The organism is Gilliamella apicola (genome assembly GCF_003202915.1).
GTDB lineage: Bacteria > Pseudomonadota > Gammaproteobacteria > Enterobacterales > Orbaceae > Gilliamella > Gilliamella apicola_Q.
The window spans coordinates 76,717-92,818 of sequence record NZ_QGLP01000003.1 but is presented as its reverse complement, the minus strand read 5'-3'; the positions used below and the strand labels follow the sequence as shown (position 1 = coordinate 92,818).

The window sequence follows — 16,102 nt, the reverse complement described above, 5'->3', positions numbered from 1 at the left end:
CTCACAATATGTTGAAAGCGATAAATACATGTATGTGTCGCTTAAAATCAAGTAAAAACCTTAGTAAACTCGAAAGCGCATTGAATTAATTTACTGACCTAAACCACAATATTAAGGAAATTAATACCTTGCTTTATCGAGTTATTCACGATTTTCTTGACAGTTATCTAAATTATTTCGATCAATTTGTTGTCATTATGTAATTAATCAAATTTTCATTAGTTTTTAATTGCTTTTTGCGATAAACAGACCGCTTTCTATTCGCTTTAAAATAAGAATTATTGCATAATACACAACGAATAAAATGCAGAATTTAAAGGTGTAAATATGGAACTTCTTTGCCCTGCTGGTTCATTACCATCGCTCAAAGTGGCGATTGATAATGGTGCTGACGCAGTTTATATTGGTTTGAAAGATGATACCAATGCTCGCCATTTTGCTGGTTTAAATTTTAATGAAAAACGATTAGTTGAAGCATCGGACTATGTTCATAAACGCGGTAAAAAGTTACACATCGCTATTAATACATTTGCTCACCCCGAAAATTTTGAGCGCTGGCAATATGCCGTTGATACCGCGGCTAATATTGGTGCTGATGCATTAATCATTGCTGATTTGGCCATGCTTGACTATGCTGCTCAAAAGTATCCAAATCTTGAGCGTCATGTTTCGGTACAAGCCTCTTCAACTAATGAAGAATCAATTAAGTTTTATCATAATAACTTTCAAGTGCATCGTATTGTTTTACCTCGGGTGTTATCTATGCATCAAGTAAAACAATTATCACAAGTTTCACCTGTGCCTTTGGAAGTTTTTGCATTTGGTAGTTTATGTATTATGGCTGAAGGTCGCTGCTATCTATCGTCATACTTAACCGGCGAATCACCAAACACCGTTGGCGCTTGCTCGCCAGCCAAGTTTGTCCGTTGGGAGGAGACCGATAAAGGGCTTGAATCACGACTCAACAATGTTTTAATTGATTGTCATAAAAAAGGGGAAAATGCTGGCTACCCAACCCTTTGTAAAGGGCGTTATTTTGTTGGTGATGAGCTTTATCATCCAATTGAAGAACCGACTAGTTTAAATACCATTGAACTATTACCAGACCTATTTGCGGCCAATATTGCTTCGGTTAAAATTGAAGGAAGACAACGCAGCCCCGCTTATGTTGAACAGGTCACGAAAGTATGGCGACAAGCTATTGATCGCTATAAAGCGAATCCTCAAGCTTTCCAAGCTGAAAAAAATTGGATGGATACTTTAGGAGCTGTTTCCGAAGGAACCCAAACAACATTAGGTGCTTATCACCGTAAATGGCAATAATTGACCAGCTTTAATATTAAAATTTACAACCAAAATAAAACTCGATACTCACCTAGGTGAGTTTTCACATTAGTATCAGAGTTTAGCTATCAAAAATTGACTATTTAGAAATTTAAATATAGTGAGCAAAACTATGAAATACGCATTAGGACCAATACTTTATTATTGGCCTAAAATCGAAACCGAAGCCTTTTATCAAGCCGCTAAGGAAAGTGAAGCGGATATTATTTATATGGGCGAAACAGTTTGTACCAAACGCCGTGAAATGAAGGTACCTAATTGGCTAGATTTAGCTAAAGAAATTGCTAAGTCAGGTAAGCAAGTGGTACTTTCTACTCTTGCGTTACTTGAAGCGCCTTCAGAACTGACTGATTTAAGACAGTTAGTCAATAATGGTGACTTTTTAGTTGAAGCGAATGATTTGGCAGCAATTAATATTGCTCATGATAATAACTTACCGTTTGTCGCCGGTCCAGCTATAAATTGTTATAACGCATTAACACTGAAATTATTACAAAAACAAGGTATGGTGCGTTGGTGTATGCCGGTCGAACTGTCTCGTGATTGGCTGAGTAATGTGCTAAAACAATTTGATTCTTTGAAAATTGATCGTAATTTTGAGGTCGAAGTATTTAGTTATGGCTATTTACCCTTAGCTTACTCTGCGCGCTGCTTTACCGCCAGATCAGAAGATAGACCAAAAGATAAATGTGAAACTTGCTGTATTAAATATCCAGTTGGACGAGAAGTGTTTTCGCAAGAACAACAGAAAGTGTTTGTATTAAACGGTATTCAAACTCAAAGTGGTTATTGTTACAATTTAGGAAACAATCTAAAGGATATGCATGGCTTAGTCGATATTGTGCGTATTTCACCACTTGGTATTCAGACGCTTGATATCGTTAAACAATTTAGAGCCAATGAAGACGGCACCAACCCGCTAAATATTGAACATAAACGAGACTGTAATGGTTATTGGAATGGGATTGCTGGACTTGAACTTACACAATAAACATCCGCTAGCTGAAATTTTTAGAGCAGATTTTCCTGCTCTAGATAACAACGTGTATCTTGATTCGGCCGCTACCGCGTTAAAACCGCAAACCATGATCAATGCTACCGTTGAATATTATGCACATCACACCGCAACTGCTCAGCGTAGTTTACACCAAGATGCGCTAAAGGTGACGGCCGCTGTTGATGAAGCGCGGCAGAGTGTTGCGGATTTTATTCATAGCCAATCAAGCCATGAAATTATTTGGACACGAGGAACCACTGAATCAATAAACATAATTGCTCAGAGCTATGCAAGGCCTTTACTACAAGTTAATGATGAAATTATTGTCAGTGAATTAGAGCACCATAGTAATCTATTACCTTGGCTTATCGTCGCCAAACAAACTGGGGCAAAACTGATCAAATGGTCTGCTGAGGTTAATGAGCTTTCGTCATTACTATCAAGCAAAACCAAAATTGTAGCTATCACCCAAATGTCTAATGTTACCGGTTTTTGTCCTGATTTAGCGAAAATTAGTCAGCTAGTCCACCAATATAATGCGATTTTAGTGGTAGATGGTGCACAAGGCGTGGTACACCAGCCAATTGATGTTACCACATTAAATATCGACTTTTACGCTTTTTCTGCCCATAAGTTATATGGCCCAACAGGACTTGGTGTACTATACGGAAAACAACATTTGCTTGAGCAGATGGACGTTTGGCAAGGTGGCGGTAAAATGTTGAAAAATGCTTCATTTTTAGGATTTGAAGTTGAAGAACTGCCTTATAAATTCGAAGCCGGCACGCAAAATATCGCCGGAATCCTTGGTTTTCAAGCGACGTTATCATGGTTAAAAAAATGGGATGAAGCACAATTAGATTGTTATTTAAAACAGTTGGTAACTTATGCTGAATCAAAATTAGCTCAATTAAAGCATATCCAGTTTTTCCAGGTTAAAAATAGTCCAATAATAAGCTTTACTATAGAAAATATTCATCATAATGATATTGCTATTTTATTGAGTGAACAAAATATCGCTATCCGTACCGGTGAATTATGTGCCAAGCCACTGATGGACAAACTTGGTTGTCATGGAGTTATCCGTATCTCTCTAATGCCATATAATAATCAGCAAGATATTGATAGTTTTATTAGCGCACTACAGAATGCTATTGAGCTATTAACGTAGCTTAACATGTTAGTCGCTAACGATTATCTTTTAATAACGACTATATTAGTAATTAGTAACTACTATCTATTAATAATTACTATCTTTAAACCCAATCTTCAACATATAACTGGTTTTAATTATGCTATCACAACAAACACTATTTGAATTATTTTCTAAGCAATATAACTGGCAAGATCGTTATCGACAATTGATAGCTTTAGCAAAACAATTACCGGATTTTGCTGATGAAAAAAAAATTGAGGCTAATCAGGTTTATGGTTGTGAAAACCGGGTATGGCTAACAGCTAATAAACAATCTGATAATACTTTTATTTTTCAGGGTGATAGTGAAGGTAGAATTGTTAAAGGATTACTCACAGTTTTAATTATTATTGCCAATAATAAGACGGCGGAACAGATTAAAGCGCTTGATTTTCATGCGATACTAAAGCAATTAAAAATCACTGATGAATTGAGCCAATCTAGGCTACAAGGGCTGGATAAATTGATTGAACGAATTAAGAGTCAATGAAATAGAAAAGGGAGAATAAATTCTCCCTATTAACAAATCTAAATAATTATCGTAGGGTAAATAATGTCACCACTTTCCTCACACCAGCAACTTTACTTGCCAACGATGCAGCTTCTTGACCTTCTTCACTACTAACAATACCGATTAAAAATACTTCGCCATCTTCAGTAACAACTTTAATATTGCGGGCTTTAGTTTTGGAATTTATCACCAATTGAGATTTAACTTTTGTGGTGATCCACATATCATTACTAATAGTTCCAGCACCAACTGGCTCACTGGCGCGGATTTGGTTATAAACTTTTTTCACACCTTCGACTTGATAAGCAAGACGTTCAGCCTTTTCGATTTGCTCGGCATTCGCTTGACCAGTTAAAATAATGTTACCCATATAAGTGCTCGAAGAAATACGGGAGCCGATAAAGAAAGGAGCATTTTCTTTTAGTTTAGTATTCATTCTGGTATTGAGTGTTGTATCATCAACTTGCGTTCCAGCTGTACGCGGATCGGTCGCCATTTTTGCAGTAGCTCCTGCACCAACACCGATAACGGCAGCAAAACAACCTTGTAACATTAACGCTCCCGATACTAACGCGGCGACTAAAACAAATTTTTTCATTATTACTCCTTTTTATTTACTACTCAGTAAAATTCAAATACTGATGAATACTTGTCATTATGCCTTGTAGATAGTGATTTGCAACATAATTTTATGGTTAGTAAATGTAAAAATTTTTCGATAATTTTAATTGATAGATATCAATATAATAATGGGTCAATTTGTTATAACAAATATTTATTTTTTTATAAAATCTGTTATCTTTTAATAAGAAATTGTATAAAAATTTAATGGAATAAAACTATGAATCAAGATTATATCGATTGGTTATATGGTCTATCGGCACCAATGGTTGCATTAAATAAAGAGTGTGGCGCAAGTTATACATCACCCTTTTTTTTTCCTGAGGATAAATATACCGATTTGAAAAAAGACTGGGACATTGATTCGCGAGAAACGCTACTAGCAATGGTCTTTAATATGATCGACGATGGCCATGCACCAGCTTTATCTAAACACTACTTTATGTACCCTCGCCTATCAGCAATCGACTGGTTGAAATACACCGAGAAACATACTGATTACCAAAAAGTCTTACTAGAACTTGTTGAAAAGAGTTATTTAGAATGTGGGGTTGGTGGCATCCGTAGTTGGGATTATGCTCGTATGGGCTATATATTACGTAATGGCACCACTAATAAATTTATTACTGAACAAGAAGCTCTTTGGATTTTTTATCGAATTGCACTGCGCGCACAATACTATTATTCGTCCTGGCAAAGTTATTTTTCTGGCTGGTTTATTGGTTATCAATATTGGAAATCACTTTCTAACAAAGAAAATTTAGAAATATTGCGTTGTGAATTATGCCGCTCATCGCAAGTATGGACCATGAATAAATTATATAACAATGAAGATTCCCCTCATCATCACCTTCCTTGGTATATTGAGATAGAAGAATTGGAAAAACCTGAATCATTAACGGAGTATGATTGGTCATGAATAACAATTTTTGGCAATTATTAGCAATTGAGAAAACTACCGATATCGCGCTGATTCGACAAGCTTATCGAGCAAAACTGCCGGAATATCATCCAGAAACTGATCCTGATGGTTTTAAAGCGCTACGCGAAGCCTATGAATCAGCTATGCAGTACGCAAAAGCACCCGAATCAATGACTGATGATTTAAATCAAGAACAGCCTACTGAAGAAGTTATTAAACCACTTACCGAAGAAGAGCGACAAGTCAAAGAAATCTGTGATAATTATCAGGCGTTACTCGACGATCCGCTTCGCTGTCATAATGTTAATGAGTGGCATAAATTTGTTGCTTCATTTTATGATTACCCAATGTCTATAATGGAAATTGCTAAATGGCAGATGTTAGACATCAGTTATGACACATTAACGATATCACTATCTTGTGTGAAAATATTAGCAGATAATTTACGCTGGCGTCAGCAAATCATTAATCATTCTCCCACCAACATTGAGATGTATACCAATTTTTTTGATCATATTGATCATGGTGATTTTTTTGATTATGACAGCTTACCAAGAACAAATAAAGCCGTACAAAATGTAACCATCGATTATGCTCGTTGTGCTAGATGGCTTTTCTGGGAAAAACCATCTCAGGAATTAAACGAATATTTATCTATTCATAGCGTGGTTTACTTACCTGATGATTCCGAATTTATGCAAGAACTAGCCAATTGGCATTATTTTAGTAAAACCCCAAATAGAGGATTATTAGACTATGCTTTAAGTTGTATTGCAGATCCTAATCAAGACCAACAAAAGCAAGAAGAGTGGAAAGCAGTCGCCGCAATGCAATATTCACTGCTTGAAGACGAACATAATGCCTTATTACTTTGGTTAGAACTCTATCATCTACCACAATATCAAGAAAAAGCTACCGGTTGGTTAATGTTGTGGTGTGCTAAAAATCAGTTTGAATATCTGCCATTATTAATTCTTGCATTAAATCAATCTTATTGTTTAAAAACAGAAAATCCTGAAAACTATATATTTAGTATTCCTCAACTTACACCATCTACCCTTTTTCGATTACTGGAACTAAACAAACAAGATTTCAGTGATGAAATTGCAGCTGTTATAAGCTGGGCTGTCGATAATAATTGGAATTATCGACAAGTCATCTATGCCTTATTATGTGATGATGGTAACAGCCGATTATACCGCTTATACCGACATGCAATCATGTTACGTCACGGTAATAAAAAACTATTGCAAGAGATCTTAGCCGAATCATGTGAAGATAAATTTGAAAAATTTATTTTACAAAATTTACAGCGTCAAGCTAGACAACACCTTGAGTGGCTAACCAATCTATCACCAGTACAAGAGTTTACAGAGTGGTTGTATCAAAGTGATGAAAATGCAGTTATTCCTACTAAATTTGATCCGAATGTTGAAGAGGGGGAGCTGTTTTTATATGCTCGGTTATGGCTCGATAGATTCGATGATATCCCATTTATCGCTAAATTACATTTATATGACAATGTAGCTTATCGAAATATGGAGATGTTTGATTGGCCTGTCTACTATGAATTTAGAGGAGACAACACCTTACCCCAATCACCTAATCAATCAATTATTGCTGCTGATAACAATGCTTATTGGCAATGGTATCGTTACTGTTTATTAATCATCAGTATTGCAGATTCACCAATTAAAGCTGCCAACTTTATTCGAGAGAAAGATAACTTATTTTTACTCTCTGAAAGTGATCCTCTTGCGTCACTTATAGATACCTTTAAGTCTGACCAATGGCAAAATGATACGGAATTATATAATCTTATCGATAGTGATAATCGACAGATTGGCTCTATGTTGGTTAATTACCCAAATTCAATTGAAGCAGTTATCTACGCATCAGATGAAATTAATTGGGATGAAATTGAGCAAATAGTTGAACAAAGATGGGCAAATAAACTAACCAACAAATCTGTCACTAGTTTAATGTTACTGTATTCAATTGTTTTTGACAAAGCCAATCAAAAAACAAAACTAAAAGAAATACTACAAAAGCTAGCTGGTGATAATACCCAGTTACAAAAAATCGTCGAATCATTTAGGTTAAAAATATCCATTCCGTCATCTCTCAAAAAAAATAATGATGAATTGCAAAAAATAGACACCTTAAAAAATTTAAATCAAAAACTCAATAAAGATGATGCGATATATGAAAAAGATGATATCGAAACACTTATAGAAATTAAACAAAATAGTGATATTACACTTAAATTATGCTCAACATTGCTGCTAGCCAAAAATATGGATCACCAGAAAAAACTTAAATCTAAAGCGTTTCCACCCAATAAGTGGTGGCAAATTTGGCGCTGGAATGGTCGAACCAATTTAATTGGCTTCTTAAAACAGATGAGCTTTTCTTGTTTAATTATTCTTTTACTACTAATAAGTGCGAGCCAAACAAATTTAGATAATACTATTACTGATATATTATGGGGAGTTGCAATAATCAATATTATTTTTGCGATAAAACGACGCTTAAATGACTGTTATTATAATAGCGGCATCCTTTATTTTATATCAGCCTCACTTGCACTACCAATTCTATTGTCGCCATGTTGGCTTTCATCTGTCGATGAGACAAACCGTTATGGACCACCAATAACAGAATAATAAGCAAAGATAAGTTATCTCAATATCCCCTTTACAACGCTATTTTCTAATTATTAAAGGGGATAATTTTACAAAACTTATCGATTAAGCTCGCTAAGATTTACCTCTATTTCACTACGTATTTGCTCGATTTCTTCTGGATTTTGCTGTTCTAAGACTTCCATAAAAGCTTGGATATACGAGCCGATGAGTAGTCGTTCATCACCTAATGCCTGAGCCCATGCTCGCTCTAATCGTGCTAATAAAGTTCGATTAGGCATTTCATCACGCGGGTGAATTTTAAGTGCAGCTAATCTGTCATGGCTTTCTTGCTTTTGTTTATCGGTTAATCCTATCGGGCTATGATCAATCACTTTGCCATGCAATACACCGGTTTCCAATAACACAACATCAACTTCAAGCAATCCATTTAAATCATAACTAAAGCGAACATCAATCCCTTGAATTTTTTCCATAGGAGTTAATGGCACTTCAAATTCATCAATTAGAACGTTATTTTCAACTCGAGGATTTTCACCCTGATAAACCGAAAGTATGATATTTTTCTGCTGTGGGCTTGAAGTATAAAACGTTTTTACTTTTGAAGTTGGTACAACCGTATTGCGTTCAATAATCGGTGAGAACAAGCCATTAATATTGTTAGAACAACTTTCAATTCCCAGTGTATATGGACAGACATCGGTTAAAATAACCTCTTCAACATCAGCATCACGCAAACGACAAGCAGCCTGAACGGCGGCACCTTGTGCCACAATAGTCGTTGGATTGATGTGACGATAAGGGAGTTTACCAAATAACTTTGTCACTAACTCACGAACCACACCCAATTGTGATGAACCGCCAACTAAGACAATATGTTCAAGTTCATTAGCTTTTAAGCGAGCATCACTTAATGCCTGTTCAACAGGTGCTCGTAATCGATTAAGCAAAGGTAACCAAATTGATTTAGCTCTTACTTCGTTTAATGAAAATTGCCATTGCTTGTCTTGCCAGAACCAAGTCAAATTATGCATCTGTTCACCACTTAGCTTACACTTTAACTGTTCAGCCAAATCTAATAAACGCGCATAGTCATCAACTGGAATATCTTCTTGTTTCAGCTGCCATTCGCTTAGGCATGCCTTAACAATTTCATGGGTAAAATCTTCACCACCTAAGTAGTTGTCACCGGCTGATGCATGTACCTCAATGATAGGCATGGCGTATTCCAGTACGGTCACATCGAAAGTGCCACCACCTAAGTCAAAAACTAAGGTATTCCCTGATTGTTCTTCATGTAATCCATACGCCATTGAAGCTGCAGTTGGCTCATTAATTAGACGTACCGCATTTAATCCCGCAAGCTCGGCAGCAAAGCGAGTCTGTTTACGTTGCTCATCATTAAAATAAGCGGGAACTGAAATCACCACATCACGAATTTCTTGTTTTAAGAAAGCTTCTGCATCCGCTTTTAGTGATTTTAAAACTAAGGCCGAAAGCTCGGTTGGAGTAAATTTTTGATCACCTAACGTAAACACTTTACTCGATCCTAAAAACCGTTTAAATGCCGCAGCACTACGACTTGGATGTGTGGTCAAACGGGATAAAGCAGCATGACCGACTAAAATAGAATTATCTTCATCAATGCTGACAACCGATGGTGTAACCACTTCGCCGATAGCGTTGGGAATAAGCGTTGATTGACCATTTTGCCAAACACAAATTAAACTATTGGTAGTACCTAAATCAATACCTATTGGAGGATGCATAACCACTTTATTCTCTTAATATTTTTTTATAAATTTTTTGGACATTATATCCTTAATATTATTTAAGGTGCAATTTTATCCAATTTCGAGTACTAAATTTTATTAAAAATGTAGATTATTAATAAAAAGAAAATAGCTAAATAAAATGCTAATTTCCGATTAAATTATCAGGAGTTAATTTCTCAAACTTAAACACAACTATTGTGAATTAGCCTTTTTATCAATCTCAACAATTTGACTAATTAATTTACCCGCTTTCAATTGCGTTAAAATAAAATCACCAACCGATACCTGTTCAACACTGCGTATTACTTTTTGTTGCTGATCAGTGGTTACTGAGTAGCCTCTATCTAATGTTGCTAGTGGACTTACACTATTGAGCTGAGATGTTTTTAGTACAAATTGATGCTTCGCATCCGTCAGCCTTTTTTGCATCAAATTAAGCAGTTGTTGCTGTTTTTGTTCAAGCCTTTGCCCATAATAAATAATTTTATGTTGTGGTGAAATAGCGACCAAACGTTTATCAAGTAGATTATGGCGATAAGATTGCCTTAATAAGTATTGCTGAATATTTTCAAATAAGGCATGACGACCAGTTAATAAACGATTTAATTGTTTTGCTAATTTTGCTTGTGGGTGCTGTGCTTGTAATCGCTGATAACGCTTATTTAAAAATTCTCGTCGACGCATTAAATAATAATCAACCGCCATACACAAATATTGCTCTTGAACTTGTAAACTTTTTACCTGTTCTAATTTATCACGACTAACCAACTCAGCTGCGGCCGATGGTGTAGCTGCACGTACATCCGCAACAAAATCAGCAATGGTAAAATCAACTTCATGACCAACAGCACTAACAATCGGTAACTGGCTAGCAAAAATAGCCCTTGCTACAACTTCTTCATTAAATGCCCAAAGATCTTCAATTGAACCACCGCCGCGACCGACAATTAATACATCACATTCTTGGCGAACATTAGCAATTTGGATCATTCTGGCTATTTGGGCTGGTGCTTCGCTACCTTGTACCTGCGTTGGATAGATAATCACCCGTAAACTTGGATCGCGTCGGTTTAATATTTGACAGATATCATGTAGCGCAGCACCTGTTGATGAGGTAATAATACCGACTGTACGAATATTATCAGGCAACGCCTTTTTATAAACCTCATCAAATAATCCTTCTTCTGACAGTTTGTGTTTTAACTGTTCAAATTTTTGTTGTAACAAGCCCGCGCCAGCTGGTTGTAATTGATTAATAACTAATTGATAGTCACCACGGGCTTCATAAAGTGTTACCGAAGCATTAACTAACACTTGTTGTCCATTTTGCGGGGTAAATCCAGTACGAAAATTGCTATTACGAAACATGGCACAACGCACTTGAGCAACTTCATCTTTCAAAGTGAAATACCAATGGCCTGAAGCTGGGCGAGAAAAATTTGAAATTTCACCTACTAACCAAATTTGTCCAATAGCATCAAAAAGCAAATCTTTAACGATTTGGTTAAGATCTTTGACCGATAAAATCGAGTTGCTTTGCATACTATTATCCTTATGGTAAAAAGATTAATCTAAGTCAAATTGAGCCCAAATTGGCGCATGATCTGAAGGTTTTTCCATCCCACGAATATCGTAATCGATACCGGTTTGGCCACAATATTGCATAAGCTTTTGGCTAGCTAGTATTAAATCAATTCTTAATCCGGTTTCGCTAACAAAGCCTTTCGAACGATAATCAAACCAAGAATATCTTTGTGAATCTGGGTTAGCATGGCGATAAGTATCGGTATAACCCAATGCCATTAAATTATTTATCCATTCGCGCTCTTCCGGCAAAAATGAACATTTACCTGTTCTTAACCATCGTTTGCGACTATCTTCCGTAATACCAATATCTAAATCCGTTGGGCATATATTCATATCGCCAATAATAAGTGATAATTGACTATTAAGTTGTTGAGATTGTATATACCCGATTAAATCTTGATAAAATTTACGTTTAGCCGGATATTTAATTTCATGATGTAAACTTTCACCTTGGGGAAAATAGCCATTAATAACCATTAAATTACCTTGGCTAGTTGGCAACTCTGCTAAAATTAATCGACATTGTGCTCCTTCCTCATCGGTCGGAAAACCACATTGTACCGATAATGGTTTTTGCTTAGTCAATAATGCTACGCCATAATGCCCTTTTTGACCGTGATAATGTAAGTGATAACCAAACTGTGCAAGTTCCTCAACTGGAAATTGATCATTGTGAACTTTAGTCTCTTGTAAACCAATTATATCAGGTTGATGCTTATCAATTATAGCGGCTAATTGATGGATTCTAGCGCGTAGACTATTAATATTAAATGAGATAACTTTAATCATAAATTTATTGTATTTGATTTAATTTTGCAATTGACCCATGCTACCAAAAATACGTTATACTGTTAAGCAATTACAGTAAAAGCTATAACTTGTGATAAAGAGATAACCGAATATGTCAAAGGAATTACTTGCATTGCGCGATAAAATTGATGAAGTTGATCAATCAATTTTATCTTTAATTAATCAACGATTAGCATTAGTCGCCCAAGTTGGGGAAGTGAAAAGCGAGCATGGAATTCCGATTTACGATCCTAAACGTGAAGCGGATATGATAGCTAAACGCAAACAAGAAGCTGAAAATTTAGGCATTTCATCAGCGTTAATTGAAGATATTTTACGCCGCTTAATGCGTGAATCTTATATAAGTGAAAACGACAAAGGTTTTAAAAAGGTTTACACTGGCAAAGGATCGATTGTCATCATTGGTGGTAATGGACAAATGGGTAGACTATTTGCCCGACTATTTACCCTGTCAGGTTATACAGTCAAAACCTTGGGTTCAAAAACCATGCATCAAGCAGCCGAAGTCGTTGCTGATGCTGCTGCCGTTATTGTTACAGTACCGATCAACAAAACATGTGAAATTATTCAACAATTGCCGCCATTACCTAAAGATTGTATTTTAACTGATTTTACTTCAATCAAAGTTAAACCTTTACAAGCGATGTTGGCTAAACATACCGGTCCTGTGGTTGGCTTGCACCCGATGTTTGGTCCCGATGTGCCAAATTTAGCCAAACAAGTTATTGTTTACTGTCAAGGTCGATACCCTGAACAATACCAATGGTTAATTGAACAGATGCGGATTTGGGGGGCTAATTTATGTGCAATTGATGCCAAAGAGCATGATAAATGTATGTCGTTTATCCAAGCATTACGCCATTTTACTTCGTTTTCCTATGGTGTAAATTTACAACGAGAACACGCAGATCTAGAACAATTAATTACCCTCTCTTCACCTATTTATCGCTTGGAGTTAATGATGGTTGGTCGCTTGTTTGCTCAAGATCCGGTCCTTTACGCAGATATCATTATGGCGTCAGATGATAATATTGAATTAATTAAACGCTATTACGAATGTTTTGGACAAATGGTTAAATTAATTGAACAAAGAGATAAAACCAAATTCATTGAGAATTTCAATCAAGTAACCAAATGGTTTGGTCGTTATGCCGAGCGTTTTATTAAAGAGAGCCAAGTGCTATTAAAATTTGCTAATGACAATCGAGAATAAGTTTACTTAGCTTGCATTTTTTATAAAATAAAAAATTAACATTATAAAACTGGCAATTGGTTAAATAAAAAATTTCAGTATGAGGAAATAACATGTCTAATCGGAAATATTTTGGTACAGATGGTATTCGTGGAAAAGTTGGAGAGTATCCTATTACTCCTGATTTTGCGCTCAAATTAGGTTGGGCCGTTGGGCGAGTACTAGCTAAAGATGGTGTTAAAAAAGTCCTCATCGGTAAAGATACCCGTATTTCAGGTTATATGCTTGAATCAGCATTAGAAGCCGGATTTGCCTCGGCTGGTGTTGCCGCCGCTTTTACTGGTCCAATGCCAACGCCGGCCATTGCTTATCTAACTCGTACATTTCGCGCTGATGCGGGTGTGGTTATTTCTGCATCCCACAATCCTTTTTATGACAATGGTATTAAATTTTTCTCAACTGAAGGCCGCAAACTCGATGATGCTATTGAGTTAGAAATCGAAGCACAACTCGAAAAACAGATTGATTGTGTTGAATCAAAACAACTTGGCCGTGCAAGCCGAATCACTGATGCCGCTGGTCGCTATATCGAATTTTGCAAAAGTACTTTTGATCATGATTTAAGTCTAGCAGGTTTAAAAATTGTGGTAGATTGTGCCAATGGTGCCACCTACCACATCGCCCCAAAAGTACTGCGTGAGCTCGGTGCGACAGTAATTAAAATTGGTTGTGAGCCTGATGGTGTCAATATTAATGAAAATTGTGGTGCGACTGACGTAAAAGCATTAACCAAACGGGTTCTTGAAGAAAAAGCCGATTTAGGCTTTGCCCTCGATGGTGATGGTGATCGCATTATTATGGTTGATCATCAAGGAAATAGAATTGACGGTGATTTAATTATTTACATCATTGCCCGTGAAGCTTTAAGGCAAGGTCAGCTTAAAGGCGGCGTTGTCGGCACTTTGATGAGTAACATGGGACTGGAAATCGCCCTTAAAAATCTTGGCATTCCTTTTGTAAGAGCAAAAGTTGGCGACCGCTATGTACTTGAAATGTTGGTTGAAAAAAATTGGCGATTAGGCGCAGAAAATTCAGGTCATGTTCTATTACTAGATAAAACCACTACTGGTGATGGAATTGTTGCTGGGTTACAGGTGCTAGCAGCCATGATACGCAATGATATGTCATTAGCCGATTTATGCAGTGGCATGACAATGCTACCTCAAGTACTAATAAATATCCGTTTTGCCGGAAAACATGACCCACTAACTAATGCAGCGGTAAAATCTGCAATTGAACACGCAGAAAAGCAACTTGGTAATGAAGGGCGTGTTTTAATTCGTAAATCAGGTACTGAGCCACTTATCCGTGTGATGGTGGAAGGTAGCAATCAATCTGAAGTGCAAAAATTAGCGGAACAAATCGCCAATGCAGTTGAAGCTTCAAATTAGCCTATTTTTTCGTCATTCATTCGACTATTGATGAATAATATCTTTATTGGACTGATTTAGTAATACTTTCAATATTTACACAATATTATGAAAAAGTGTCTAAATTCTTTATTTTTTTAATCAGTTGTTGACTTATTATAGGTGATTGGGGTTAAAATAATAGCTTCGGTTATTGCAGTGATTGTTCGTACCTTTTAAGTAAGACAAAATCTGTAGTGTTCATTTTTAGAAATAGGTAAGAGGGTTATATGGCAGTTTCCTCTCCAGCTTCACCGCAAGCTTATATAAAACACCATCTGGAAAATTTGCAAGTCGGTTCTGGTTTTTGGACCTTTAATCTTGATTCGTTGTTCTTCTCAATTTTGATGGGTGTGCTTTTTTTGTGGATCTTCCATCGAGTAGCAAGAAAAGCGACGAGTGGCGTACCAAGTAAACTTCAATGTGCGGTAGAGATGATCTTTGAGTTTGTAAATAATACCGTTAAAGACATGTTTACTGGTCAAAATAAACTCATTGCCCCTTTAGCACTTACTGTGTTTATCTGGGTGTTCTTAATGAACTTACTAGATCTGATCCCAGTTGATTTCCTACCTTACGCAGGACAATATCTAGGTCTTTCGCATTTAAGAGTTGTTCCGACAGCTGACGTTAGTATTACTATGTCAATGTCATTAGGTGTCTTTGCACTTATCATCATTTATTCAATCAAATATAAAGGGATTTCAGGGTTTATTAAAGAGTATACCTTGCATCCATTTAATCATTGGGCATTTGCGCCAATTAACCTAATCCTTGAACTTGTTAGCTTATTAGCAAAACCTGTTTCTTTAGGATTACGACTCTTTGGTAACATGTATGCAGGTGAACTTATCTTCATCTTGATAGCAGCGTTATTACCTTGGTGGTCACAATGGGCATTATCACTACCATGGGCTATATTCCATATTTTGATAATCACCTTACAAGCATTTATTTTTATGGTATTGACTATCGTCTATTTAGCGATGGCCTCAACAACCGAAGATCATTAATTTTAACTTTTTTTAGATAAT

General features: G+C 36.2%; 13 protein-coding genes. 9 read left to right on the top strand and 4 right to left on the bottom strand.

What is annotated here, in order from left to right; translation table 11 throughout:
- Positions 1-327: 327 nt before the first annotated feature.
- The 4 genes from ubiU (at position 328) to csdE (ending at position 4,026) form a co-directional block, all read left to right on the top strand.
- Entirely contained in the window at positions 328-1,323 is a 996-nt protein-coding gene (gene ubiU / locus DKK79_RS00590) for a ubiquinone anaerobic biosynthesis protein UbiU (protein ID WP_034883221.1), read from the top strand.
- 133 nt (positions 1,324-1,456) lie between these two features.
- The gene (locus DKK79_RS00585) at positions 1,457-2,335 is read left to right on the top strand and encodes a U32 family peptidase (protein ID WP_034883224.1); all 879 of its coding nucleotides are present in this window, start codon (positions 1,457-1,459) and stop codon (positions 2,333-2,335) included.
- Positions 2,304-3,512, top strand: a complete 1,209-nt coding sequence (csdA, locus tag DKK79_RS00580) for a cysteine desulfurase CsdA (protein WP_110422428.1) — start codon at positions 2,304-2,306, stop codon at positions 3,510-3,512. The genes DKK79_RS00585 and csdA overlap by 32 nt, the downstream gene beginning before the upstream one ends.
- Before the next feature lie 121 nt (positions 3,513-3,633).
- The gene (gene csdE, locus DKK79_RS00575; RefSeq protein WP_110422427.1) at positions 3,634-4,026 is read left to right on the top strand and encodes a cysteine desulfurase sulfur acceptor subunit CsdE; all 393 of its coding nucleotides are present in this window, start codon (positions 3,634-3,636) and stop codon (positions 4,024-4,026) included.
- A gap of 46 nt (positions 4,027-4,072) precedes the next feature.
- Here the strand turns inward: csdE and dolP are convergent, their stop codons facing one another.
- Complete coding sequence (dolP, locus tag DKK79_RS00570) at positions 4,073-4,645, bottom strand: division/outer membrane stress-associated lipid-binding lipoprotein (RefSeq protein WP_034883230.1); 573 nt, start codon at positions 4,643-4,645, stop codon at positions 4,073-4,075.
- Positions 4,646-4,888: 243 nt separating this feature from the next.
- On the opposite strand from dolP, the gene DKK79_RS00565 reads away from it, so the two are divergent.
- Positions 4,889-5,587, top strand: a complete 699-nt coding sequence (locus DKK79_RS00565) for a DUF1266 domain-containing protein (protein WP_110422426.1) — start codon at positions 4,889-4,891, stop codon at positions 5,585-5,587.
- A complete protein-coding gene (locus tag DKK79_RS00560) occupies positions 5,584-8,256 on the top strand; it encodes a J domain-containing protein (RefSeq protein WP_110422425.1) in 2,673 nt (890 codons plus the stop codon). Before DKK79_RS00565 ends, DKK79_RS00560 begins: the two co-directional genes overlap by 4 nt.
- 77 nt (positions 8,257-8,333) lie before the next feature.
- Here DKK79_RS00560 and DKK79_RS00555 read toward each other — a convergent pair whose 3' ends face one another.
- From DKK79_RS00555 to xthA, 3 genes are all read right to left on the bottom strand, one after another.
- Positions 8,334-10,004 (bottom strand): molecular chaperone HscC, encoded by a 1,671-nt coding sequence (locus tag DKK79_RS00555; protein ID WP_110422550.1) that lies wholly within the window; start codon positions 10,002-10,004, stop codon positions 8,334-8,336.
- A gap of 198 nt (positions 10,005-10,202) precedes the next feature.
- The gene (gene xseA / locus DKK79_RS00550) at positions 10,203-11,552 is read right to left on the bottom strand and encodes an exodeoxyribonuclease VII large subunit (protein WP_034883237.1); all 1,350 of its coding nucleotides are present in this window, start codon (positions 11,550-11,552) and stop codon (positions 10,203-10,205) included.
- Between the two features lie 24 nt (positions 11,553-11,576).
- A complete protein-coding gene (xthA, locus tag DKK79_RS00545; RefSeq protein WP_110422549.1) occupies positions 11,577-12,383 on the bottom strand; it encodes an exodeoxyribonuclease III in 807 nt (268 codons plus the stop codon).
- A 115-nt stretch (positions 12,384-12,498) separates the two neighbouring features.
- On the opposite strand from xthA, the gene tyrA reads away from it, so the two are divergent.
- The 3 genes from tyrA to atpB all read left to right on the top strand — a co-directional run bounded on the left by tyrA (position 12,499) and on the right by atpB (position 16,081).
- Positions 12,499-13,620, top strand: coding sequence for a bifunctional chorismate mutase/prephenate dehydrogenase (gene tyrA, locus DKK79_RS00540; RefSeq protein WP_110422424.1), 1,122 nt, complete (start codon positions 12,499-12,501; stop codon positions 13,618-13,620).
- Between the two features lie 92 nt (positions 13,621-13,712).
- A complete protein-coding gene (gene glmM, locus DKK79_RS00535; protein WP_110422423.1) occupies positions 13,713-15,050 on the top strand; it encodes a phosphoglucosamine mutase in 1,338 nt (445 codons plus the stop codon).
- A gap of 248 nt (positions 15,051-15,298) precedes the next feature.
- The gene (gene atpB / locus DKK79_RS00530; RefSeq protein ID WP_034883240.1) at positions 15,299-16,081 is read left to right on the top strand and encodes a F0F1 ATP synthase subunit A; all 783 of its coding nucleotides are present in this window, start codon (positions 15,299-15,301) and stop codon (positions 16,079-16,081) included.
- The last annotated feature ends 21 nt before the right edge of the window (positions 16,082-16,102 follow it).

What these genes read in the sequence shown, in the direction of transcription:
- ubiU (WP_034883221.1), top strand. Translation starts at nt 328, where the DNA reads ATGGAACTTCTTTGCCCTGCTGGTTCATTACCATCGCTCAAAGTGGCG.
- DKK79_RS00565 (WP_110422426.1), top strand. Translation starts at nt 4,889, where the DNA reads ATGAATCAAGATTATATCGATTGGTTATATGGTCTATCGGCACCAATG.
- csdA (WP_110422428.1), top strand. Translation starts at nt 2,304, where the DNA reads ATGGGATTGCTGGACTTGAACTTACACAATAAACATCCGCTAGCTGAA.
- atpB (WP_034883240.1), top strand. Translation starts at nt 15,299, where the DNA reads ATGGCAGTTTCCTCTCCAGCTTCACCGCAAGCTTATATAAAACACCAT.
- xseA (WP_034883237.1), bottom strand. Translation starts at nt 11,552, where the DNA reads ATGCAAAGCAACTCGATTTTATCGGTCAAAGATCTTAACCAAATCGTT.
- dolP (WP_034883230.1), bottom strand. Translation starts at nt 4,645, where the DNA reads ATGAAAAAATTTGTTTTAGTCGCCGCGTTAGTATCGGGAGCGTTAATG.
- DKK79_RS00585 (WP_034883224.1), top strand. Translation starts at nt 1,457, where the DNA reads ATGAAATACGCATTAGGACCAATACTTTATTATTGGCCTAAAATCGAA.
- DKK79_RS00555 (WP_110422550.1), bottom strand. Translation starts at nt 10,004, where the DNA reads ATGCATCCTCCAATAGGTATTGATTTAGGTACTACCAATAGTTTAATT.
- tyrA (WP_110422424.1), top strand. Translation starts at nt 12,499, where the DNA reads ATGTCAAAGGAATTACTTGCATTGCGCGATAAAATTGATGAAGTTGAT.
- DKK79_RS00560 (WP_110422425.1), top strand. Translation starts at nt 5,584, where the DNA reads ATGAATAACAATTTTTGGCAATTATTAGCAATTGAGAAAACTACCGAT.
- csdE (WP_110422427.1), top strand. Translation starts at nt 3,634, where the DNA reads ATGCTATCACAACAAACACTATTTGAATTATTTTCTAAGCAATATAAC.
- glmM (WP_110422423.1), top strand. Translation starts at nt 13,713, where the DNA reads ATGTCTAATCGGAAATATTTTGGTACAGATGGTATTCGTGGAAAAGTT.